Below are 21,064 nucleotides of genomic sequence, written 5' to 3' on the forward strand. Positions count from 1 at the left end.
CGGTTTCCTTGGCGAAGTCGGTGTCGCGGATGCGGCTGCGCGAGGCGCTCAGGTTTTCCGAGGTGGTGTTCAGGTTGGCGATCACCGAGCTGAAGCGGTTCTGGATCGCACCCAGTTCGGCGCGCGAGCTGTTCACCGCGGTCAGGGCCTTGTCGGCGATCGAGATCGCACGCTGGGCGCCGAGGAAAGTGCTGATGTTCAGGTCATCGACCTGGGTTGCCGTGCCGGACGCAGCGGCGGTGGTAGCGCCGGTCAGGCCGCTGTTGGCCACAGTTCCGCCGACGACGGTGTCGGTATCGGCCTTGAGGGACTGAAGAGTCACGCCATTGGCGCCATTCGCGATCGCGAACACCCCGGTGTCGCCAGCCTTGTTGTTGATGGCAGCGGCAAGCTTGGCGGCACCCGCTGCATCGGCGGTAACGGTGACGTCATCGATCGTCTTGCCATTGATGCTCAATCCCGACACGGTGCCGGCAGTGACTACGCCGCCGACCACGTTGGCGGCAAAATTGCCGTTACCGAGTGAGCTGGTCTGCGCACTGGCGATGGAGTCGACGGTGATCAGCTGGCCGGCGTTGGCGCCAACCTGGAAGGCCTGGCCGGCGAAGTTGCCGTCCAGCAGCTTGGTGCCGTTGAACTCGGTCTGGCTGGCCACGCGCTGGATTTCAGCCTGCAGCTGGGTGACTTCCGCCTGCAACGCGTCGCGGTCGGTGGACGAGTTGGTGGCGTTGGACGACTGCACCGCCAGTTCGCGGATGCGCTGCAGGTTGTTGCCGATCTCGGCCAGCGCACCTTCGGCGGTCTGCGACAGCGAGATGCCGTCGTTGGCGTTGCGGGCCGCCTGGTTCAGGCCGCGGATCTGGGTGGTGAAGCGCTCGGAAATCGCCAGGCCGGCGGCGTCGTCCTTGGCGCTGTTGATGCGCAGACCCGAGGACAGGCGCTGGATGGTGGTGCCCAGGCTGGCGTTGTTGGCCGCGAGGTTGCGCTGCGAGTTCAGCGACATCACGTTGGTGTTGATGATGGACATTGCACTTGTCTCCTGGGTGATCGAATCCGGCGCGGATCGGGGTTTGCCGGTTGGGCCGCAGGGGTTCTTGCGCCGCTTGGTTCGGCCCCGTCCTCTGCTGTCACCTGTAACGGCGTTGCGATGGGTTGCTTGAGAGAAATGTTTGGATCTGTGGCGGACTTCGCAGAAATAAAAAATTTTCCGTGAAGGCCCTAAAGATTCCCTAAAGCCTGCCTTTGCAGTGCGGTGAGCGGCCTGCAAGCCGGTATCGGCAATGTGCTGGCGGCCTGTAGTCGGCGGTGTTCGGCAAGTGGGCGTGGTCGTGCTGCGGCTTGTTGACGTGGCGCGCGCGACAATCGCGTCGTGGGCCGGCAAGCTTGCCGGCACAGCCATGCAAGTGCCCGCCGGAGCCGCCTGATGAAAGTTTCACACCTGCCGCGCGGCGTGGTTGCGCTGGGCTTCGTGAGCCTGTTCATGGACACATCGTCGGAGATGGTGCACAGCCTGCTGCCGGTGTTCCTGGTCAGCGTGCTGGGGGTCAGTGCGATGTCCGTGGGCATCATCGAGGGCATTGCCGAGGCGACCGCGGCCATCGTCAAGGTGTTCTCGGGCACGCTCAGCGACTGGCTCGGCAGGCGCAAGCCGCTGGTGCTGCTGGGCTACGGGCTGGCGGCGTTGACCAAGCCGCTGTTCCCGCTGGCGTCGGGGCTGGGCATGGTGCTGGCGGCGCGTTTCGTGGATCGCATCGGCAAGGGCATCCGCGGGGCGCCGCGCGATGCGCTGGTGGCCGACATCACCCCGCCGGAGTCGCGCGGGGCGGCTTACGGACTGCGGCAGTCGATGGATACCGTGGGTGCTTTCGCCGGGCCCTGCATCGCGCTGCTGCTGATGGCTGCCAGCGGCGATGACTTCCGGCTGGTGTTCTGGGTGGCGGTGGTGCCGGCGGTGGTCTCGGTGTTGTTCATCGTCTGGGGCGTGCAGGAGCCGGAAACGCTGGAGGTGGTCCACCGGCGGCGCTCGCCGATCCACCGCGACGAGCTGCGCCGGCTGCCGGCGTCCTATTGGCTGGTGATCGCCTTCGCCGCGGCGCTGTCGCTGGCGCGGTTCAGCGAGGCTTTCCTGCTGCTGCGCGCCAGTGATCTGGGGCTGACGGCGACCTGGGTGCCGCTGGTGCTGATCGTGATGAACGTGGTGTATGCCGCCAGCGCGTGGCCGTTCGGGCACTGGTCCGACCGCGGCGACCGGCATCGCCTGCTGGCGCTGGGCATCGTGCTGCTGGTTGCGGCCGACGTGGTGCTGGCGCTGGCATCGTCGGTGGGCTGGGTGCTGGCCGGCACCGTGCTGTGGGGGCTGCACATGGGGGCGACACAGGGCTTGTTGGCCACGCTGGTCGCCAACGCGGCGCCCGCCGACCTGCGCGGCACCGCGTTCGGCCTGTTCAACCTGATGACCGGCCTGGCCCTGCTGCTGGCCAGCTTCCTGGCCGGCGCGCTGTGGACGGCGGCGGGGCCGGCAATGACCTTCGCCGCCGGCGCCGGGTTTTCGCTGCTGGCGCTGGTCGGGTTGGTTGTGGTCAGCCGGCGGACGCGGGCTGCCGCGGCCTGATGTCCGGGTGGCGGATATTAGCCTCGGTGCCGCCTCAGAGCTTGTTGAACAGCGACATGCCTTGCGTCTGCAGCATGGTCTTCTGCGCGGCTTCCAGCGCCAGCATCTGCATGTTGAGGCGGCTGATGGCTTCGGCCAGATTGGTTTCGCGCAGGCTGGCCAGCGATTCGGACAGGGTGAGGCTCTGCAGGCTGCGGCCGTCGTTGGCGGTGTCGATGTCGTTCATGCGCGCGCCGACGCCGGAACGCAGCGACAGCATGTGGCCCTGCGCGGTGGTGATGTCGCCGATGGCGCTGCCGAAGGCGTTGACGCGGCGGGCGTTGTCGGCGGGGCCGGTGCCGGGCAGCAGCAGCGCGTCGGCGAAGGCCTGCAGGGTGGCGAACACGTCCTGGTTGGGGGCGGTTTCCACGCTGAAGGTGTCGCCGGCGGCGGGGCTGCCGCTGATCCTGAACTCCACGCCCAGCCCGGACGATGCGGGCGGCACGGCGCTGCCGCTGGTCCAGCTGCCGGTCACCGGCGGCGCCAGCGGGTTGCCGCCGGCATCGACGATTTCGTAAGCATCGGGGGCAGTGAACCGCAGGGTGAGGGTGTCGCCGTTCCAGGTGCTGGCGTCGGTGGCCTGGGCGCTGTTCAGCAGGCCGCTGCCGGTGTTGCCGGCGCCGGCGCTGCCGCGGGCGTAGCCGTCGCCGGTGCGCACGCGCAGGAACACGGCGCTGCCGGGATCGCCGTCTTCGATGGCGACATCCGGCCCCACTTCCACCGAGTTGCGGCCGTCGTCACCGTGGTAGATCACGCTGCCGGCGTTGTCGGTGAAGGGAATCACGCCGTCGCGGGTGCCGGCGAACAGGCGGCGGCCGTTGCCGTCGTCGCGGTTGGCGATGTCCAGTAGGTTCTTGCGCAGCTGCAGCACTTCGGTGGCGATGGCCTTGCGGTCGTCCGGACCAAGTGCGCCGCTGTTGGCCTGGATGGCCAGCTCGCGGGCGCGGGTGAGGCTGTCGTTGGCGTCGGTCAGCGCGTTTTCCTGCATGCGCAGGCGGTGGTCCACGCGCAGGGCGTCGCTGTCGTACTGGGTCAGCGCGGCCTGCAGGTGGTCCAGCCGCTGCGCGGTGGCCATGCCGACCGGGTCGTCCTTGCCCTGGGTGAGCTTGATGCCGCTGCTGATCTGCTGCTGGGTGCGGGCGATTTCACTCTGCCGGCTGAGCAGGCTGTTCAGGCCCTGCATGTACAGGCTCTGGGTGGAAATGCGCAGGGTCATGGGGCCTCCTTCATGGCATCAGCGGCGCACGGCGCCGAGCAGTGCCTGGAACATGGTATCGGCAGTGGCGATCACTTGCGCGGCAGCCTGATAGGCCTGCTGGTAGCGCAGCATGTTGGTGGCTTCCTCGTCGAGGTTGACGCCGGAAACGGATTCGCGCTCGGCCAGGATCTGGTCGTCCATGACCTGCTGCGCGTCGAGGTTGAGCTGGGCGTGGCGGGCATCGCCGCCGACCCGGGCGGTGAGCTGCGACATGCCCGCGGTGACGTCGTTGCGGCCGCCGTTGAGCACGGCCTTGGCGTCCACCGCCGCCAACAGGCGCGCGTTGGCGTTGTCGGAGGAACGCGGGCCGGTGCGGCCGAGGTTGATTTCGTCGCCGGCGGCGGGGTTGCCCTTCAGCACCAGCGACCAGCCGCTGCCGGTGATGGTGTCGCCGGGGGCGTAGGCGATCGGCGGGCCGCCGTCGATGGTGTAGGTATTGGCGTCGAGGAAGCTGATGTTGGCGCTGGTGAACCCGGCGAACAGTGCCGGATCGGTGACGCTGGCGGTGCCGCCGCTGACGTTGCCGATGTTGCCGGCGTCCAGCCCCACGGTCATCGGTGCGGCGGCGGCGATCTGGCCGGGGTCGGTCAGCGCCAGCTGGATGTTGGCGGCGGCCGCGGCGGTGGGCTGCAGCAGGAAGCGGTCGCCGGCCGTGGCCGCGCCCGACAGCACCAGCTCCACGCCCTCGACCACGAACGGGTCCGCGCCGGTGCCGGTGCCGGTCATCGCCACCGCCTGGCCGGTATCGGCGCGGGCGGCGTTCCATGCAGCGCCGTCGAAGCGCAGGACCAGGTTGTTGCCGGTGAGCGCGCCAACGTCGGCAACGCTGGTGGCGAAGCTGGCGGTGGACGCCGCGGCGTTGCCGCTGTGCGGATAGACCTTGGGGTCGGGCAGGGTAAAGAAGTCGGTGCCCGGATTGCCGGCGTAATCGATGCCGCCGCGCTGGGTGGCGTTGAAGGTGTCGGCGAAGGCGGTGGCCAGGCGGCCCAGTTCGGCGCGGGCCGGATCGAGCACGTTGCTGCGGAATTCCAGCAGGCCGCCGATGGCGCCCGAGACCGAACCGGCCGGCAGCGGCACCGGCCCCGCCGGCGACTGCACGGCCAGCTGTGCGCGGTTGGCCTGATACGGGTCGGCCACGGTGGACAGCTGCATGGCGCGCGCGCCCAGCACCATCGGCTGGCCGCCGATGGTGAACACGTTCATCGCGCCGTCGTCCTGCAGCACGCCTTCGGCGCCGACCAGCGCCGATAGCTGGCCCACGCGCAGGTCGCGCTGGTCGAGCAGGTCGGGCGAGGCGTTGTCGCCGGAGGCGATGATGTCGCGGTTGAGGTTGGCGATCTCGCCGGCCAGCTGGTTGGCGGCGGTGATGTTGTCCTTGAGGCTGGCCTCGACCTCGTTGCCGAGCTGGCCCAGATGCCCGTCCAGCGAGCGCCAGCGGGTGGCCAGCTGGCCGCCGGTGGTCAGCATCTGGCTGCGCGCGGCGGTGGAGGTGGGATCGGCCACCACGCCCTTGGCGGCGCTGAAGAAGCTGGACCAGGCGGTGGCCAGGCCGGTGGTGGGGTCGGAAATCAGCTTGTCCACCCGCGACGACAGTCCGGTCATCTGGGTCAGCCGGCCCATTTCGCCGGCGCTGTCGAGCTGGCGCGCATACACCAGGCCGTCGGCAAGCCGACGCAGGTTGGCCACGTCGACGCCCTGGCCGATGCTGATCCGGCCCGGCTGGCCCGCTCGCGCTTCGAATTCCACCCGCTGGCGGCTGTAGCCGGGCGTGGTGGCGTTGGCCACGTTGTGGCCGACGGTGGACATCGCCCGCTGGAACGCCAGCAGGGCGGATGCGCCGGTTCCGAGTACGCCGCCAGTCGGCATCGTTTAACCCTCCAGTCCGGCCAGCGCACGACGCATGGTAGCGCCGTCGGCGATCGCCACGATCTTGGCCGCGTAGGCCGGGTCGGTGGCGTAGCCGGCGCGCTGCAGCGCCTTCGCGAAATGATGGACGTCGCCGCCGGTGCCGCGCGCGTCGGCATAGCGCGGGTTCTTCAGCAGCCGGGTGTAGTCGGCGAAGCTGTCGGCCGGGCTGCCGTAGCTGCGAAACGCGGCGCGTTCGTTGACCCGCCGGCCGTTGACGTATTCGTGGGTGGCGGTTTCGACCTTGCCGCCGCGCCAGCTGCCGCCGGCCTTGATGCCGAACAGATTGTGCGAGGTGACGCCTTCGCGCCCGGCCAGGCGACGGCCCCAGCCGGTTTCCAGCGCAGCCTGCGCCACCAGTGCCTTCGCCGGCACGCCCAGCTCCTCGGCGGCCTTGCGCGCATGCGGCCAGACCGAGCGGGCGAAGGCTTCGGGGCTGCTGCAGTCCAGCGGCGCGTTTTCGTCGCAGGTGTTGACGGCGGCGGCCAGCGGCGGGCGCGGCGGCATCGCCATCGCCTGCAGCGAGGTACCGCTGCTGGCGGGTGCCAGCGTCAGCGAGCTGCCGCGCAGGCCGGCCGGCAATGGCAGCCCGGACGGCGTATCGGCGGCGGGCAGCGCCATCGGCGCGTTCGGCTGGCGCAGCGGCAGCCCGCCAGCTGGCGATTCCGGGGTAACAGTGGTGCCGGACAGCTGGCGCACGATCATCGGCTGCAGGCCCAGCCCGCGGCCCTTGGTCAATTCCTTCGCCAGTGCCTGGTCGTACATGTCGCGGTAGCTGTTGTCGCCGCCGAACGGGTCGCCCGGGGTCGCGCTGCGCATGCTCTTGATCAGCATCTGCGCGAATTGGCTTTCCAGACCGCGCGCGGCTTCCTCCACGCGGGCGCGCGGAGTCACCTCGGGGCGTTGCAGGGGGAAGGCAGTGGCGACGGGCAGGCGCATGTCAGGATGGATGCAAAGGGCATGCCACCGAGGTCAGATCACTTCCAGTTCCGCGCGCAGGGCGCCGGCCTGCTTGAGTGCTTCCAGGATCGCCACGATGTCGCCCGGCGCGGCGCCAACCGCGTTGACCGCGCGCACGATCTCCTCCAGCGAGGTGCCGCCGCGGAACATCACCATGTGGCTGCCTTCCACGTCGGCGTTGACGCTGGACCGCGGCGTCACCACCGTTTCGCCGCGGCCGAACGCGCCCGGCTGGCTGACCTGGGTGGCTTCGGTGATGGTGACGGTGAGCGAGCCGTGGGCCACCGCCGCCGGCAGCACGCTGACCTGGCCGCCCATCACCACGGTGCCGGAGCGGGCATTGACGATGACCTTGGCGGCGGCAGTGCCGGGGTCCACGTCCAGCGATTCCAACGCGGCCAGGAAACTCACGCGGTCGCCGGCCGGCGGCGCGATCTCGATGGTCACGCCGTCGAGCGCGCGGGCGCTGGCGGCGCCGAAGCTGCGATTGACCGCCGACACGATCCGCGAGGCGGTGGTGAAGTCGGATTCGTGCAGGTTCAGCACGACTTTGTCGCCGGCGTTGGAGGCGGGCACCGAACGCTCGACGATGGCCCCGGACGGAATCCGCCCACCGTTGGGCGCGTTGACCGAGATCCGCGAGCCGTCGCGCCCGGAGGCACCGAAGCCGCTGACCACCAGGCTGCCCTGGGCGATCGCGTAGACCTCGCCGTCGGCGCCCTTGAGCTGGGTCATCAGCAGGCTGCCGCCGCGCAGCGAGCCGGCGTTGCCGATCGAGGACACGGTGACGTCGATCGGCTGGCCGGGCTTGGCGAATGCCGGCAGTTCGGCGTGCACCGCCACTGCGGCCACGTTCTTGAGCTGCGGGTTGACGTTGGGCGGGATCGACACGCCCAGCTGGTCGAGCATGGTGCGCAGGCTCTGCACGGTGAACGGGGTCTGGCTGGTGCGGTCGCCGCTGCCGTCCAGCCCCACCACCAGGCCGTAGCCGATCAGCGGGTTGCCGCGCACGCCAGCCACCTGCGCCAGATCCTTGACGCGTTCGGCCTGCGCCGGCGGCGCCAGCGCCAGCGTGCACAGCAGCGCAGCCAACGCGGTTGCAATACGTTTCATCATGGCCGGCCTCAGTAGGGGAACAGCGCGGAGTTGAAGAAGCGGCCCAGCCAGCCCATCGCGTTGGACCGGGCGAGGGTGCCGCGGCCGCCGTAGACGATGCGGGCGTCGGCCACGCGGTCGGAGGTCACCCGGTTGTCGGAACCGATATCGGTGCGACGGACGATGCCCTGCACCTGCACCATCTCGTCGCCCTGGTTCAGGCGCAGCTGCTTGTCGCCGCGCACCAGCAGGTTGCCGTTGCCCAGGTCCTGCACCACCCGCACGGTCAGCTGGCCTTCCAGCTTGTTGCTCTGCGCGCTGTTGCCGTTGCCGGCGAAGTCGCGCCCGCCCTCCACCGACGCCGACAGCAGCGACTTGCCGTTCAGCGTGACCTGCTGCCCGGCCAGGGTGGGTGCGGCCATGTCGACGCCGCTCTTCTTGGTGACCGCGGTCTTGGCCTGGGTGGTGGCGGTGGTGCTTTCCACCAGCACGATGGTCAGCAGGTCGCCGATGTCGCTGGCCTTGTTGTCCTGGAACAGGCGCATCGGCTTGCCGCTGCGGCCGGCATAGATCGAGCCGCCGCCGTCGCCCGGACCGGGCGCGGCGCGCACCGGCTGCGGCGCGGCTTCCGCGTACTGCGCGACGGGGGTGTCGAACGGGCGCACGTCGCCCTGCAGCCGGTTCGCGGTGGCGCAGCCCGACAGGGCGAGGACGGCGGCGGCCAAGGTGGCGGCGCGGGCGAGGGGGGCGACGCGGCTCATGGCAGTGCTCACACGTTGTTGTTCAGGAACGCCAGCATCTGGTCGGTGGTGGAGATCGCCTTGGCGTTGGTTTCGTAGGCGCGCTGGGTCTCGATCATCGACACCAGCTCTTCCACCACGTTGACGTTGGAGGCTTCCAGCGCGCCCTGGATCAGCCGGCCGAGGCCGCCGGTGCCGGGGCCGCCGGTCTGCGCCGGACCGCTGGCGCCGGTTTCGGCGAACAGGTTCTCGCCCAGCGCCTGCAGGCCGGCCGGGTTGACGAAGTCGGCCAGGGTCAGCGCGCCGATCTGCACCGGCTGCGCCTGTCCGGCCAGCTGCACGCTGACCGTGCCGTCGGCGCCGATGGTGACGCTCTGCGCACCTTCCGGCAGCTGCAGGCCCGGCTGCACCGGGTAGCCTTCATTGGTCACCACTTCGCCCTGCGCATTGATCTGGAAGCTGCCGTCGCGGGTGTAGGCGGAGCTGCCGTCGGGCATCAGCACTTCGAAGAAGCCGCGGCCGTTGATGGCGGTGTCCAGCGCGTTGCCGGTCTGGTTCAGACTGCCTTGGGCGAACTGCTTGGCGGTGGCCGCCACCCGCACGCCGGTACCGATCTGCAGGCCGGTGGGCAGCTGGGTCTGCTCGGACGTGGCGCCGCCCGGCTGGCGGATGGTCTGGTACAGCAGGTCTTCGAAGCTGGCGCGGTCGCGCTTGAAGCCGGTGGTGTTGGTGTTGGCGAGATTGTTGGAAATCACCGCCATCTTGGTCTGCTGGGCATCGAGGCCGGTCTTGGCGATCCACAGGGACTGGGTCATGGCGTGTGTCCTTTCAATTCAATTCGGGGATGCAAGGCGCTGCGGTCAGCGCATCGACACCAGCGAAGCACTGGCGCGCGCGTTCTCGTCTGCACGCTGCAAGAGCTGTACCTGCATTTCGAACTTGCGCGCCAGTTCGATCATCGACACCAGCGCATCGGCCGGGCGGACATTGCTGTCCTCCAGCGTGCCGGAGGTCAGCGAGGCGCCGGTGGCGGGCTGCGGGGCGATGCCGGCGCGCGGGCGCATCAGGCCATCGTCGCCGCGCTCGAGTTCGGTGGTCCTGGCGGAAATCAGCTGCAGCCGGCCGGCTTCGGCGATGGTGGAAGGTGGCTGGCCGAGCGGGACGGTCGAGATGGTGCCGTCGCTGGCGATGTCCATGCTCTGGCTGGGCGGGATCGCCAGCGGCGCGCCGTCCGCGCCCAGCACCAGCTGGCCGTTGGCGGTGGACAGCAGGCCGTTGGCATTGATGGTGAGGTCGCCGGCGCGGGTGTAGGCCGTGGCCCCGGCGCCGTCCTGTACCGCCAGCCAGCGCTCCTGGTGCAGGGCGATGTCGAGCGGGTTGCCGGTCTGCCGGATCGCGCCCATGCGGGCGTCGATGCCCAGCGTGCGCGCTTCGGTGGCCACCCGCGAGGGATAGCCCGGGCCTTCGATCGGCTTGGCGGCAGTAGCTTCCAGGGTGGCCTGGAAACCCACCCGGTCGGCATTGGCAAGGTTGTTGGCCACGGTGGCCTGGCCGCGCAGCATGGCGCTGGCGCCGGTCATCGCAACGTAAAGGGCTCGATCGGTCATGGCAGCCTCCGGCCGCCCCCGCGCGTGCGGAGGCGGCGGGGTTCATCAGCGGATGTTGATCACCGTCTGGGTGATCTGGTCCTGGGTCTGGATCATCTGCGCGTTGGCCTGGAAGTTGCGCTGCGCGGTGATCATGTTCACCAGTTGCTCGGTCAGGTCCACGTTGGAGGCTTCAAGACCGCCGCCCTGGACCATGCCGAAGTCGGCGGTGCTGGCCTGGCCGCGGCGCGGCTCGCCGGAGTTGTAGGTTTCGGCCCAGACGTTGTCGCCAAGCGACTGCAGCCCCTGCGGATTGACGAAGTTGGTCATCGCCACCTGGCCCAGCGGCTGCACCACGCCGTTGGTGTAGCGCGCCGACACCACGCCTTCCGGCGAGGTCTCCACGCCGGTCAGGCGGCCGGTGGTATGGCCGTCCTGGGTCAGCCCCAGCACGCTGAACTTGTCGCCGTACTGGGTGGAGCGGCCCAGGTCCAGCACCAGGTTCAGCGGCGCCGAGCCGTTGGTGGTGGCGTAGGCGGGCAGGCTGATCTGGCCCGGCGAGGGCGAGGTGAGCGCGCCGGTGTCGGAGTACTGCAGGGTCTGCGGGCCGCCCACCGCGTTGCCGTCGACGAGGGTATGCACCTGCCACTCGTTGGGGTTGGCGGTCTTGACGAAATACAGCGACTGGCTGTGCGCGGCGCCCAGCGAGTCGTACACGGTCACCGCGGTGGTGTGGTTGTAGCTGTTGGGGTCGAGCGGATCGAACGGCGTCACCGTTGGCGCGGTGGCCGCGGCCGGGAGGTTGGTTTCCACGGTGACGTTGCCGGTGGCGGCGGGCGGGGCGTCGCCGGTGGGCAGCTGCAGGTCGCCCATGCGGCCGGTGTCGAAACCGCCGGCGGCGTTGGGCTGGAACACCTGCAGGCGATGCCCGGACGGGTTCACCACGTAGCCCTCGCGGTCGGCGCCGAAGTTGCCGGCGCGCGAATAGACGGTGGCGCCGTTGCTGGACAGGGTGAAGAAGCCCTGGCCGGAGATCGCCATGTCCAGCGCGCGGCCGGTGAAGTCGATGTTGCCCTGGCCGAACTGCTGGGCCACCGCCTGCATGCGCACGCCGGCGCCGGTGGCGACGTTGGACAGGCCGTAGGCGGACACCGCGAACAGGTCGCCGAACTCCGCCCGCGACTGCTTGAAGCCGGTGGTGTTGACGTTGGCGATGTTGTGCGAGGTGATGTTGAGGTCCTGGCTGGCGGCGTTCATGCCGCTGACGGAGATGCGAAAGCTCATGGTGCGCTCCTTGGAAAGGGTTGGACGGCGATCAGCCGATGCGACGGACGGAAGACAGGGGGATGCTGCCGAGGCCGGCGAGGTTCAGGACCAGCCCGGTCGGCTCGATCGAAACGCTGTCGATGCGGGCGGCCATCCGCACGCCCAGCGCTTCGCTGGCATCGCCGCTGCCGCTGCTGGCGCGGAAGGTGTAGGTGCCGGCGGGCAGGGTGTTGCCGTCGCTGTCCTTGCCGTCCCAGGCGAACTGCACCGGGCCGGCGCCGGCGGCTTCGACACTGATCCGGCGCACGACCTGGCCACCGGCACCCACGACTTCCAGCTGCACCGGGCCGGCGTGGGTGGCGACGATCTCGCCGTTGGCGCCCGCGCCCTCGGCCAGGCTCACCTTGTCCACTTCCACCAGCGCGTCGCGGCCGACCAGGTTGGCGGCGCGCAGCGACTGGTCGTTCTCCATCACGCTGGCCATGGCGTTCATCGCCTGCTGCATGTTCTCGATGCCTTGCACGGTGGAGAACTGCGCCAGCTGGCCCAGGAACTCGTTGCCCTTGAGCGGGTTCAGCGGGTCCTGGTTCTTCATCTGCTCGGTCATCAGGCGCAGGAAGTCGGCCTGGCCCATGCTGTCGGTCTTGCCATTGCTGGCGGTGGGGAAGGCGTACTGCGCATAGGCGCTGTCGTTGCCCGTTGCGGGAGTCACGGTACTCATGTTCAGCGGCCCATGTTGAGGGTGGCGACGGCCAATTCCTTGGCGCTGTTGAAGACCTCCACGTTGGCCTGGTAGCTGCGCGAGGCGGAGATCATGTCCACCATCTGCGCCACCGGGTCCACGTCGGGGGCGTAGACATAGCCCTGCGGGTCGGCCAGCGGGTTGCCGGGGTCGTAGCGGCGGATCGGCGCGGCGTCGCTTTCGCGCACCTCCAGCACCTGCACCCCCGCCAGCGCCGGGTCTGCGGCCAGCGGCTCGGCGGAAAACACCGGCTGCTTGGCGCGGTAGGCGCCCTCCGCGGTGCCGGCCACGGTATTGGCATTGGCCAGGTTGCTGGCCACGGTGCTCAGGCGCACCGACTGCGCCTGCATGGCGGAGCCGGCGACGTCGAAAATCGGCAGGTTGCTCATGGCATGCCCCCTTACTGGCCGGTGATGGCGGTGAGCATGGTTCTCACCTTGGATTCGACGAAGGCCATGGAGGCGCGGTACTCCAGCGCGGCCTGGGCGTAGGTGGCCTGCTCGCGCTGGGTGTCCACGGTGTTGCCGTCCATGCTGGGCTGGACGCCGGGGCGCGCGTAGGTGGCCTGGTCCGCGGCTGCCCTCAGGGCATCGACGCCCTCGCCGGTGGCCGGCGACAGTGCCGCCTGCAGGGCGGTGCTGAAGTCCAGGTCGCGGGCCTGGAAGCCGGGGGTATCGGCATTGGCCAGATTGGAAGCGAGCACCTGCAGCCGCTGCTCACGCAGCGCCAGCGCGGTACCGTGGATGCCAAGGAAATCGCTCATGCGCCCCTCCGAGGGGGTTTGTCCGCATGAGCCGATGCAACGCGTGTGCCATCGCCCCGCCAGGGGCGAATGTCCGCGCCGTCAGTTCAGATAAAAATCAATGAAAAACAATGGCTTGAAAATCAATTCCGAGAAACTTCCGCAAGCCTGCTGGTGATCCGGTCGGCCAGCTCCTGCTGCGAGTACTTGGGCACGAAGTCGTCCGCGCCCACCCGATCGACCATCGCATGGTTGAACACGCCCGACAGCGAGGTGTGCAGGAGCACGTACAGGCCGCTCAGCGCCGGGTCGCGACGGATTTCCGACGTCAGCGTGTAGCCGTCCATCGCCGGCATCTCGATATCGGAGATGACCATGCCGTAGCGCTGCACCGGATCCTGCCCGGACGCCACCATCTGCTTGAGGTGATCCAGCGCCTGCTTGCCATCGGACAGCTGGGTGCAGCCCAGGCCCAGCTGGTCCAGCACGTGGCGGATCTGGTTGCGCGCTACCCGCGAGTCGTCGACCACCAGCACCTCGCGGTTGCCGGCATGGGCGATCGGGGCGACCCGGACCTTGCTGGCCGGCGGCGGCAGCGCTTCGGCCAGCACGCTTTCCACGTCCACCAGCTGGATCAGCTCGTCGTGGTAGCGGGTCACGCCGGTCAGGTAGTGCGGGTCGTTGCCCAACTCCGGCGGCGGCTGCACGTCTTCCACCGCGACATTGACGATGCGGTCCACCGCCGACACCAGGAAGCCCTGCACGCTGCGGTTGAACTCGGTCACCACCAGGTAGTTGGCGGGGCCGTCGGCGGGCTGGCCGATGGCGCTGGCCAGGTCCAGCACCGGCACGCTGCGACCACGGATATCGGCGGCGCCGAGGAACCCTGCGGGCAGCTGCGGCATGGTGAACAGCGCCGGGCGCGGCAGGACTTCCTGCACCTTGAAGACATTCACGCCAAAAAGCTGACGCCCGCCGAGGCGGAACAACAGCAGGGCCAACCGGTTGTGGCCAGCCAGGCGGATGCGTTGGTCGATGCGGTCGAGCAGTTGGTTGCGTTGCATGACGCCGTTGTCGGCCCGGAACGCGCCAGCTTGAGTCCGGCATGCTTCTTGCGTCCGGATGCGGGAATACCGTGTTCGCGAGAAAGCCCGATGGATCGTCCCCGCCAGTTCCTCGCCTGCCTGCTGCTGGCCGCCACCGCGGCGGTCGCGGCGCAGGACGTGCAGCCGCTGCAACCGATCCGCGACGCCGCGATCTCGGCGCTGCAGGCGGATGCCTCGGCGCAGGCGATGGTGGCCCCGGGGCTGCGGTTGCCGGCCTGCCGCCAGCCGCTGACAGCCAGCGCCAGCAGCCCCACGGTGGCCGACGTGCGCTGCCCGGACAGCCCCGGCTGGCGGCTGTTCGTGCCGCTGCGGCTGGGCGCCATGGCACAGCCAGCGCGGGCGGCTGAAGAAAACCCGGCGCTGGCCGTCATGGTCAAGCGGGGCGACCCGGTGGTGCTGCGTGCCAGCCTCGGCGGCACGGAGGTGCGGATGGGCGGCAAGGCGCTGGGGCAGGCCCGCGCGGGCGGTATCCTGAACGTCGAGAACGACAGTTCGCACCGGATCATCCGCGGCCGCCTGGCGGCCGACGGGACGGTGGAAGTGGTCAATTGAAAATTATTCCGATATTCCCCTAAAGTCGCACGCTGCCCTGCCGATAGAACTTGCGAGCCACTTGACCGGAGTCACATTCCCATGACCACGAAAATCGAAGGCGGGCTGCCGGCGAAACCCGTGGAGGCCGCGACTGTCAATGATTCCGGCCCGGTGCGTGCCGGCGGGGCGCGGGGTGCGGCGGTCGCCGCAACTCCACCCGTGGACAGCCTGCGCCTGACCGGCCAGGCGGTGGGCCTGAAGGCGATGGCGCGCGACCTGGCCTCGCCCGGCAAGCCCGACATGGCGCGGATCGAGGAGATCCGCAACGCCATCGACTCGGGTACCTACGAGATCCACCCGCAGGAAATCGCCAGCCGCCTGCTGGCGCTGGAACGCGAGCTGCTGGGATGAGTTTGGCCGTGCATCCGCTGGACGCGCTCGAATCGGCCTTGCAGGCCGAGCGTCGCGCCCTGCTGGAGCACGACGTGGACGCGCTGCTGCGCTCCACCCAGGCCAAGCTGGAAGCGCTGGCCGACGCCGAGCGCAGCGCCGGCGCCGAGGACATGGCCCGCGTCTCCGAGCTGCACGAACTCAACCGCGCCAACGCGGTGCTGCTGGCGCGTCGCCGCCGCGAGGTGGCGTGGACGCTGCGGCACCTTGGCCGCAGCGAGGCCAATGGCGTCTACAACGGCGCCGGCTACGCCAGCGCGCAAACCCAGTCCCGGTGGCTGGGCAGCGGATGAACATGGACGCCGCGCCGTCCTCCCTGTGGAGCGACGACGCCATCTGGGCCGCCAGCACGGTGAAATTCGCCGTGCTGTTCCTTGACGGCGACCGGACCGTGCATGCCGCCAACCCGGCGGCGCTGGTGTTGGCCGAGAAATTGGCGCCCGGCAGCGGTCCGGAATCGCTGGTGGCGATGATGTCCGACGAAGACTGGGCCGAATCGCTGCGCCGCGGCCATTGGCAGGGCGCGGTGCGCCCGCAGTCGGCATCGCCACTGTCGCTGGAGATCCATTGCGGCCATGCCCCGAACAGCGCGCACTGCTTCATGGTGGTGCTGGACATCAGCGAACGCGGCGAGCGGCAGCGGCAATACGAAGAATTGCAGCGCACGGTCGATCGCCTGGCCAGCACCCAGGAACAGCTGCTGCAGTCGGAGAAGATGGCCTCGATCGGCCAGCTCGCGGCCGGCGTGGCCCACGAGATCAACAACCCGATCGGCTACGTCGGCTCCAACCTCGGCACCCTGCAGGACTATTCCACCGCGCTGCTGGCGCTGGTGCAGAAATACCACGAGGCGATGTTCTCGGAAGACCCGGGCGCGCGCCGCGACGAACTGTTGCAGGCGCGCCAGCGGCTGGACATCGACTACATCGTCGGGGACTTGCCCAACCTGCTGAAGGAATCGCGCGAAGGCATCGAGCGCGTGACCAAGATCGTGCAGGACCTGAAGGATTTCTCGCGGGTGGGCCGCGACCAGAAGATGCAGCCGGCCGACCTGCTGCAGGGCTTGGATTCCACCCTCAACATCGTCTGGAACGACCTCAAGTACAAGATCCGGCTGGAAAAACACTACGGCAGCCTGCCGCCGGTGGAATGCCTGGCCTCGGAAATCAACCAGGTGTTCCTGAACCTGCTGCTCAATGCCGGCCAGGCCATCGAACAGCGCGGCACCATCGAGCTGGCCAGCGGCTGCGACGACCAGGAAGCGTGGATCAGCATCACCGACAGCGGCTGCGGCATCCCGCCGGAGGCGTTGCCGCACCTGTTCGATCCGTTCTTCACCACCAAGCCGATCGGTCGCGGCACCGGGCTGGGGCTGGCGATTTCCTACGGCATCATCGCCAAGCACCATGGCCGCATCGACGTGTCCAGCCGGGTGGGGCAGGGCAGTACCTTCCGGGTGGTCCTGCCGATCCGCCAGCCGCGCGCCGAGCCGCCGGCGCCAACAGTCTGAGTCCAGCGCCCCGCGCTATTCGCGGTGGCCGCCGTTGCCGCGCTGTTCCACCAGCCGGAACGCCGCGCGCACGTGTTCGCGCAGGTCGGCATCGTCCCAGGGCTTGATCAGGAAACGGTAGGCCGCATCCTGGTTGATCGCCTGGCTGATCGTTTCCAGGTCGGTATAGCCGGACAGCGCCAACCGCACGGTATCCGGGTAGAGGTCGCGCACGCGGGCCAGGAATTCGGTGCCGCTCATGTCCGGCATGCGCTGGTCGGACAGCACCACCTGCACGTCGTTGCGTGCCAGCAGGTCGAAGGCCTCGCTGACGCTGTTCGCCGCCAGCAGGCGATAGCCGTCGCGACGCAGCAGCCGCACCAGCGAGCGCAGCACGTTCTCCTCGTCGTCCAGCAGCAGCAGGGTGCGGGTGGGCTGCATCGACACGCTGTCCTGGAACACATGCGGCAGCAGGAAGCGCTGGCGCAGCAGTTCGTCGATGTCGGTGCCGGGCAGCGGCGGGCTGAACAGATAGCCCTGGAAGAAGTCGCAGTGATTGCGCCGCAGGAAGCCCAGCTCGGCGTCGGTTTCCACCCCCTTTGCCACCAGCGTCATGCCCAGCTGGTGGCCCATCGCGATGATGCCGCGCACCAGCGCCGCGCTGCGTGGGTTGGTGGTGATGTTGCGCAGGAAGCTGCGGTCGATCTTGAGCCGGTCCAGCGGGAACTGCGCCAGCGTGGACAGGCTCAGCCCGCGCATGCCGAAGTCGCCGAGGGTGAGCACCGCGCCCATCGCGCGCAGCCCGGCCAGATTGGCCGCCACGTGCGGCGCATCCAGCGTCAGCACCGATTCGGAGACTTCGAATTCGATCGCCGCGCCGGCCACGTCGTAGCGGTGCAGCAGCTCGCCGATCAGGTCCAGGCATTCGCCGCGGCTGAGCAGCGCGCCTTCCAGCGGCACCGAGGCATTGAGATAGTCGATGCCCATGCCGCGCCAGCGCTGCACCTGCCCGATCGCGGTTTCGATCGTCCACAGGCCCACCGCGCCGGCCAGGCCCGCGCGCTCCACCGCCGGCAGGATGCGGTTGGCGCGCAGCACGCCTTCCTGGGTGTTGTGCCAGCGCAGCAGCGAACTGCAGGCAACGATGCTGCCGTCCTGCGCGCTGACCACCGGCTGGTAGTACAGCCGGAATTCGCTCTGCGCGATGGCGTCCACGAAGCGGTGGCCCGAGTGTTCGCGGCCGGGATCGTTGGCCGGATCCAGCGGCACATCGGGCACGTAGATCGCCTGGCCGCCGGGACCGCTGCGCTTGGCGCGGCGCAGGGTCTGCTCGGCCGCAACCAGCAGCGCGGCGGCGTCATGGGCGTGGTCGGGATAGACGGCGATGCCGATCGACAGGGTCACGTCGAGCACGAATGGCGGCACCTGCACCGGCGCGTCGAACGCCTCGCGCAGCCGTTCGGCCAGCGTCTCGCCGTCGCTGTCGCCGTCGCGATAGGCGATCGCGGCGACGAACTCCTCGCTGCCCAGCCGCCACAGCCAGGCTTCGCCGGGGACCGCCTGCACCAGCCGGCGGGCGGCCACGCGCAGCGCCTGCTCGACGATGTTTTCGCCAAGGGTGGCGTTGATGGTGCCGATGCCATCGACGTCGATATGGAGCAGGGCGAGCCTGCGGGTGATGCCGTCCACCGAGGCGAGCACCGAATTCAGGCTGGGGCCGCTGGCGCCCAGGCGATAGATTTCGGCCTGCGGCGACTTGCCACCCATCGTTCCGTCCGCCGGCAGCAGACTGCTCACAGCCACAGTGCCTCGAGGTTGCCCAGTCCCCATTGTTCCGGGCTTTCCGGCGAGACGATGCTGTCGCGGCAATCCGGTGCCGCCAGATCGAGCGTCTGCGGCAGGATCTTCTCGCGCGAACGGATCGAGTAGAACGCGCTCACGATGGGCCTTAGCAGCGAATCGACGCCCGGTTCCAGGATCACTGCCAGCCGCTCGGAAGACAGCCTGACCAGCGAGCCGACCGGATAGATGCCCACCGATTTGACGAACGCGTTGAATACGCGGGTGTCGAAATGCCCGTCCCAGCGCGCCATCTCGCGCATCGCCATCGCCGGGTCCCACGGCCGCTTGTACGGGCGCACCGACGTCACTGCGTCATAGACATCGCATACCGCACCCATCCGCGCCAGCAGCGAGATCTCGTCTTCGCGCAGGCCGTGCGGATAGCCGCGCCCGTCCATGCGTTCGTGGTGATGCAGGACGATGTCGACCACGTCGGGTTCGCAGCCGCCTTCCTGCAACGCCTGCGCGCCCGCGCCGGAGTGCCGCTTCATGATTGCGAACTCCTCGTCGGTCAGGCGCCCCGGCTTGTTGAGGATCTCCAGCGGCATGAACGCCTTGCCGAGGTCGTGCATCAGCCCGCCGATCCCGGCGATGCGCACCAGCCGTTCGTCCAGCTTCAACTGGCGGGCCAGCGCCAGCATCAGTGCGGACACCGCCACCGAGTGCAGGTAGCTGTAGTCGTCATGGGTCTTCAGCCGCGCCACGCTGATCAGCGCGGCCGGGTTGCGATACACCGAGGACGCGATCTCATCCACCAGCGGCAGCACGGACTCCTGGCTGACGGTCTTGCCCAACCGCAGCTCGGCGAACATTTCCGCCACCTGCGCCTTGCCGGCCAGGCAGATGTTGCGCGCCCGCGCCAGCTCGGCTTCCATCGAAACATCCGCAAGCGGAGTCCGCGGGCGGGTGGTGAAGGCGGGCGCCTGCGCGTCGGCACCGGGGAGCGTCGCTCGGGCCGGATCTTCGTCCGTGGTATGGGCGCACGGGGCTTCGCCGATGCCTTCCGCGTCCTGCAGCGCATCGCCCCGGGATTCGTCCACCCACACGCTCTCGATGCCGGCCTCGACGATGCGCCGGACATCCTCCGGGTTCACCAGCAGGAAACTGTTGCGCAGGAACGGATGACTGAGCCAGGAGCCCCCGATCTTGTGCAGATACATGCCGGTGCGCAGGCTCGCCGCCGGGATGCGTCGGATGGATGACATCGTGGCGTTTCTCGCCCTGAGCTTTTCAGTGAACCAGTCTATAGCGGGTGAGAAAGCGACGGAACGTGTCGACATGTAACTGGGGTGACGTTTCTTCCAGACCATCGCCGTCGTTGAAATTAAACTTCAGGATAGAACCCCTGTCACCAACGCATGACGTGGTAGATCGATGGTGAATACACAGCCCGTGCCGGGTATGTCGCGCACACTGAGGATGCCGTGGTTCGCTTCGACGCTGCGTCGTGAAATGGACAGGCCCAACCCTAGTCCGCTGGTGTCGGCGCCCATCTGAGTGAAGGAGTTGAACATGCGCTCCGCGGCGCCGGGCGGCAGGCCGCCGCAATGGTCCTCGACGTCAATCAGGATCCGGTCGGCCGAGGAATAGGCATTGAGGGTGACCTCGCTATGCGCGTGGGAGAACTTGAACGCGTTTTGCAACAGGTTTCCCGTTGCCGACAGCAGCAAGTCGCGGTCCGCATCAACCGCCAGTAACGGATCGACGTGCGATACCGTCAGCACGCACCCCTTGACCTTCGCCTCCAGCGTCGCCGACAGCTTGATCTCGGCGATGAAGTCGGCCAGCGAGAACAGCCGATGCTGTACCTCCATGTCAGCGGTGGCGCGGACGTCGGCCAAGGAGCGACCAATGAGGTTGGCAAGGCCGATCAGGGCGCGGTCAAGCACGCCACCGGTGGCACCGGTCAGGCCGACATTGCCTTCCTTGATGATCGATAGTGCAAGTGTTGCGGTGCACAGCAGGTTGCGCAACTCATGGGCGAAGAATCCCAATCGCTCGTTCAATGCGTCGGCCTGCAGGCCCGCCATGACGAAGTCATGCTGATAGCCGAACTCGGTCACCGCCGTGGCGATGGCGTTGTCCAGGCACCTGTTGAGCGTCCTGAACTCATCGACGCCGATGGCCGCACCTCGCTCGAACGCCAAGTCGGTGATGGCCTGGCAGAGGTCGCCATAGTCGTGGACGACTTCCTCGACCGTGAAGCCATGCTGCAGCAGCTCCTTGCCGTGCAAGGCCGCCGATTCGCCGATCTCCGACAATGCCGGCTTGCCGCCGCCCGCACGCCCGGAGACCTTACGGCTGCGGGACGTGTCCACGAAGCGTTCGACCGCCAACGTTTTGATGAGCTGGTCCAAGAAGACGGTGACGCCGTGTTGCAACTCTTCCTCGAGCATACCCGGCGATGCGCGCTGGGCCACCTTCGTCCTGCATCTGGCGATCAGCTCGGCCCGATTCGCGATGAGGAAGTCATGCATCATCTCGGCACCATACGTCAATTGGGTAAGGGTGGCTGGATGTCTACGAAAGACTGGTCGGTCCAGCTGGAAATGTCACATCCTTACCGAGCCCGGTGATTGACGCGGAGCATTCGCCCTGAACCTAACTGACTGATATCAAAAGAGAAGCGCGAACTAGCTGGGCGTTTCGTCGGAGATTTTCTTGCCAACAACACGCCCGGAACTCACAGAACTACCAGC

Annotated in this window: 21 protein-coding genes and 1 pseudogene; 5 read left to right on the plus strand and 17 right to left on the minus strand. The window is 68.5% G+C overall.

Annotated elements, in window-relative coordinates; translation table 11 throughout:
• A partial coding sequence (locus tag E5S66_RS12860) for a flagellin (RefSeq protein ID WP_138349878.1) occupies window positions 1-1,027 on the minus strand: 1,027 nt, incomplete at its 3' end.
• A gap of 396 nt (window positions 1,028-1,423) precedes the next feature.
• Between E5S66_RS12860 and E5S66_RS12865 the strand changes: the two genes are divergently transcribed.
• On the plus strand, window positions 1,424-2,611 hold the full coding sequence (locus E5S66_RS12865; RefSeq protein WP_138349880.1) for an MFS transporter: 1,188 nt from the start codon (window positions 1,424-1,426) through the stop codon (window positions 2,609-2,611).
• Window positions 2,612-2,645: 34 nt separating this feature from the next.
• Here the strand turns inward: E5S66_RS12865 and flgL are convergent, their stop codons facing one another.
• From flgL to E5S66_RS12925, 13 genes and pseudogenes are all read right to left on the minus strand, one after another.
• The gene (gene flgL / locus E5S66_RS12870) at window positions 2,646-3,866 is read right to left on the minus strand and encodes a flagellar hook-associated protein FlgL (protein WP_138349882.1); all 1,221 of its coding nucleotides are present in this window, start codon (window positions 3,864-3,866) and stop codon (window positions 2,646-2,648) included.
• 18 nt (window positions 3,867-3,884) lie between these two features.
• A complete protein-coding gene (gene flgK / locus E5S66_RS12875) occupies window positions 3,885-5,774 on the minus strand; it encodes a flagellar hook-associated protein FlgK (protein WP_138349884.1) in 1,890 nt (629 codons plus the stop codon).
• Window positions 5,775-5,777: 3 nt separating this feature from the next.
• A complete protein-coding gene (flgJ, locus tag E5S66_RS12880; protein WP_138349886.1) occupies window positions 5,778-6,752 on the minus strand; it encodes a flagellar assembly peptidoglycan hydrolase FlgJ in 975 nt (324 codons plus the stop codon).
• A 33-nt stretch (window positions 6,753-6,785) separates the two neighbouring features.
• Entirely contained in the window at window positions 6,786-7,889 is a 1,104-nt protein-coding gene (locus E5S66_RS12885) for a flagellar basal body P-ring protein FlgI (RefSeq protein ID WP_138349888.1), read from the minus strand.
• Between the two features lie 8 nt (window positions 7,890-7,897).
• Entirely contained in the window at window positions 7,898-8,629 is a 732-nt protein-coding gene (flgH, locus tag E5S66_RS12890; RefSeq protein ID WP_138349890.1) for a flagellar basal body L-ring protein FlgH, read from the minus strand.
• Between the two features lie 8 nt (window positions 8,630-8,637).
• Window positions 8,638-9,423, minus strand: a complete 786-nt coding sequence (flgG, locus tag E5S66_RS12895) for a flagellar basal-body rod protein FlgG (RefSeq protein ID WP_028839345.1) — start codon at window positions 9,421-9,423, stop codon at window positions 8,638-8,640.
• Window positions 9,424-9,468: 45 nt separating this feature from the next.
• The gene (locus E5S66_RS12900) at window positions 9,469-10,215 is read right to left on the minus strand and encodes a flagellar basal body rod protein FlgF (protein WP_138349892.1); all 747 of its coding nucleotides are present in this window, start codon (window positions 10,213-10,215) and stop codon (window positions 9,469-9,471) included.
• A gap of 45 nt (window positions 10,216-10,260) precedes the next feature.
• Entirely contained in the window at window positions 10,261-11,478 is a 1,218-nt protein-coding gene (gene flgE / locus E5S66_RS12905) for a flagellar hook protein FlgE (protein ID WP_138349894.1), read from the minus strand.
• Between the two features lie 31 nt (window positions 11,479-11,509).
• Window positions 11,510-12,181 carry a flagellar hook assembly protein FlgD gene (locus tag E5S66_RS12910; RefSeq protein WP_138349896.1) on the minus strand — a complete coding sequence of 224 codons (672 nt, stop codon included), beginning with the start codon at window positions 12,179-12,181 and terminating at the stop codon, window positions 11,510-11,512.
• Window positions 12,182-12,183: 2 nt separating this feature from the next.
• The gene (gene flgC, locus E5S66_RS12915; RefSeq protein ID WP_028839349.1) at window positions 12,184-12,591 is read right to left on the minus strand and encodes a flagellar basal body rod protein FlgC; all 408 of its coding nucleotides are present in this window, start codon (window positions 12,589-12,591) and stop codon (window positions 12,184-12,186) included.
• 11 nt (window positions 12,592-12,602) lie between these two features.
• Entirely contained in the window at window positions 12,603-12,905 is a 303-nt protein-coding gene (gene flgB, locus E5S66_RS12920; protein WP_425472239.1) for a flagellar basal body rod protein FlgB, read from the minus strand.
• Window positions 12,900-12,965 (minus strand): annotated as a pseudogene (gene flgB, locus E5S66_RS13935) (flagellar basal body rod protein FlgB); the annotation flags it as partial. The pseudogene flgB (E5S66_RS13935) and the gene flgB (E5S66_RS12920), both read right to left, overlap by 6 nt.
• Window positions 12,966-13,087: 122 nt before the next feature.
• Window positions 13,088-14,008 carry a chemotaxis protein gene (locus E5S66_RS12925; protein WP_138349898.1) on the minus strand — a complete coding sequence of 307 codons (921 nt, stop codon included), beginning with the start codon at window positions 14,006-14,008 and terminating at the stop codon, window positions 13,088-13,090.
• Window positions 14,009-14,098: 90 nt separating this feature from the next.
• Between E5S66_RS12925 and E5S66_RS12930 the strand changes: the two genes are divergently transcribed.
• The 4 genes from E5S66_RS12930 (at window position 14,099) to E5S66_RS12945 (ending at window position 16,544) form a co-directional block, all read left to right on the plus strand.
• Window positions 14,099-14,602, plus strand: a complete 504-nt coding sequence (locus tag E5S66_RS12930; protein ID WP_028839352.1) for a flagella basal body P-ring formation protein FlgA — start codon at window positions 14,099-14,101, stop codon at window positions 14,600-14,602.
• Window positions 14,603-14,683: 81 nt separating this feature from the next.
• Complete coding sequence (gene flgM / locus E5S66_RS12935; RefSeq protein ID WP_138349900.1) at window positions 14,684-14,995, plus strand: flagellar biosynthesis anti-sigma factor FlgM; 312 nt, start codon at window positions 14,684-14,686, stop codon at window positions 14,993-14,995.
• The gene (locus tag E5S66_RS12940; RefSeq protein ID WP_138349902.1) at window positions 14,992-15,327 is read left to right on the plus strand and encodes a flagellar protein FlgN; all 336 of its coding nucleotides are present in this window, start codon (window positions 14,992-14,994) and stop codon (window positions 15,325-15,327) included. Before flgM ends, E5S66_RS12940 begins: the two co-directional genes overlap by 4 nt.
• Window positions 15,324-16,544, plus strand: a complete 1,221-nt coding sequence (locus E5S66_RS12945) for an ATP-binding protein (protein WP_212745362.1) — start codon at window positions 15,324-15,326, stop codon at window positions 16,542-16,544. Before E5S66_RS12940 ends, E5S66_RS12945 begins: the two co-directional genes overlap by 4 nt.
• Before the next feature lie 15 nt (window positions 16,545-16,559).
• Here E5S66_RS12945 and E5S66_RS12950 read toward each other — a convergent pair whose 3' ends face one another.
• From E5S66_RS12950 to E5S66_RS12960, 3 genes are all read right to left on the minus strand, one after another.
• On the minus strand, window positions 16,560-18,320 hold the full coding sequence (locus E5S66_RS12950; RefSeq protein WP_171033566.1) for an EAL domain-containing protein: 1,761 nt from the start codon (window positions 18,318-18,320) through the stop codon (window positions 16,560-16,562).
• Window positions 18,317-19,570 carry a cyclic di-GMP phosphodiesterase gene (locus E5S66_RS12955; protein ID WP_138349905.1) on the minus strand — a complete coding sequence of 418 codons (1,254 nt, stop codon included), beginning with the start codon at window positions 19,568-19,570 and terminating at the stop codon, window positions 18,317-18,319. The genes E5S66_RS12950 and E5S66_RS12955 overlap by 4 nt, the downstream gene beginning before the upstream one ends.
• A 126-nt stretch (window positions 19,571-19,696) precedes the next feature.
• Window positions 19,697-20,842 carry a sensor histidine kinase gene (locus E5S66_RS12960; protein ID WP_138349907.1) on the minus strand — a complete coding sequence of 382 codons (1,146 nt, stop codon included), beginning with the start codon at window positions 20,840-20,842 and terminating at the stop codon, window positions 19,697-19,699.
• Between the last annotated feature and the right edge of the window lie 222 nt (window positions 20,843-21,064).

The organism is Thermomonas fusca (assembly GCF_005862345.1).
Lineage (GTDB): Bacteria > Pseudomonadota > Gammaproteobacteria > Xanthomonadales > Xanthomonadaceae > Thermomonas > Thermomonas fusca.

What these genes read in the sequence shown, in the direction of transcription:
- E5S66_RS12925 (WP_138349898.1), bottom strand. Translation starts at nt 14,008, where the DNA reads ATGCAACGCAACCAACTGCTCGACCGCATCGACCAACGCATCCGCCTG.
- E5S66_RS12945 (WP_212745362.1), top strand. Translation starts at nt 15,324, where the DNA reads ATGAACATGGACGCCGCGCCGTCCTCCCTGTGGAGCGACGACGCCATC.
- E5S66_RS12940 (WP_138349902.1), top strand. Translation starts at nt 14,992, where the DNA reads ATGAGTTTGGCCGTGCATCCGCTGGACGCGCTCGAATCGGCCTTGCAG.
- flgJ (WP_138349886.1), bottom strand. Translation starts at nt 6,752, where the DNA reads ATGCGCCTGCCCGTCGCCACTGCCTTCCCCCTGCAACGCCCCGAGGTG.
- E5S66_RS12955 (WP_138349905.1), bottom strand. Translation starts at nt 19,570, where the DNA reads ATGTCATCCATCCGACGCATCCCGGCGGCGAGCCTGCGCACCGGCATG.
- flgH (WP_138349890.1), bottom strand. Translation starts at nt 8,629, where the DNA reads ATGAGCCGCGTCGCCCCCCTCGCCCGCGCCGCCACCTTGGCCGCCGCC.
- E5S66_RS12865 (WP_138349880.1), top strand. Translation starts at nt 1,424, where the DNA reads ATGAAAGTTTCACACCTGCCGCGCGGCGTGGTTGCGCTGGGCTTCGTG.
- E5S66_RS12960 (WP_138349907.1), bottom strand. Translation starts at nt 20,842, where the DNA reads ATGCATGACTTCCTCATCGCGAATCGGGCCGAGCTGATCGCCAGATGC.
- flgK (WP_138349884.1), bottom strand. Translation starts at nt 5,774, where the DNA reads ATGCCGACTGGCGGCGTACTCGGAACCGGCGCATCCGCCCTGCTGGCG.
- E5S66_RS12910 (WP_138349896.1), bottom strand. Translation starts at nt 12,181, where the DNA reads ATGAGTACCGTGACTCCCGCAACGGGCAACGACAGCGCCTATGCGCAG.
- flgC (WP_028839349.1), bottom strand. Translation starts at nt 12,591, where the DNA reads ATGAGCAACCTGCCGATTTTCGACGTCGCCGGCTCCGCCATGCAGGCG.
- E5S66_RS12885 (WP_138349888.1), bottom strand. Translation starts at nt 7,889, where the DNA reads ATGATGAAACGTATTGCAACCGCGTTGGCTGCGCTGCTGTGCACGCTG.
- E5S66_RS12930 (WP_028839352.1), top strand. Translation starts at nt 14,099, where the DNA reads ATGGATCGTCCCCGCCAGTTCCTCGCCTGCCTGCTGCTGGCCGCCACC.
- flgM (WP_138349900.1), top strand. Translation starts at nt 14,684, where the DNA reads ATGACCACGAAAATCGAAGGCGGGCTGCCGGCGAAACCCGTGGAGGCC.
- E5S66_RS12900 (WP_138349892.1), bottom strand. Translation starts at nt 10,215, where the DNA reads ATGACCGATCGAGCCCTTTACGTTGCGATGACCGGCGCCAGCGCCATG.
- flgE (WP_138349894.1), bottom strand. Translation starts at nt 11,478, where the DNA reads ATGAGCTTTCGCATCTCCGTCAGCGGCATGAACGCCGCCAGCCAGGAC.
- flgG (WP_028839345.1), bottom strand. Translation starts at nt 9,423, where the DNA reads ATGACCCAGTCCCTGTGGATCGCCAAGACCGGCCTCGATGCCCAGCAG.
- flgL (WP_138349882.1), bottom strand. Translation starts at nt 3,866, where the DNA reads ATGACCCTGCGCATTTCCACCCAGAGCCTGTACATGCAGGGCCTGAAC.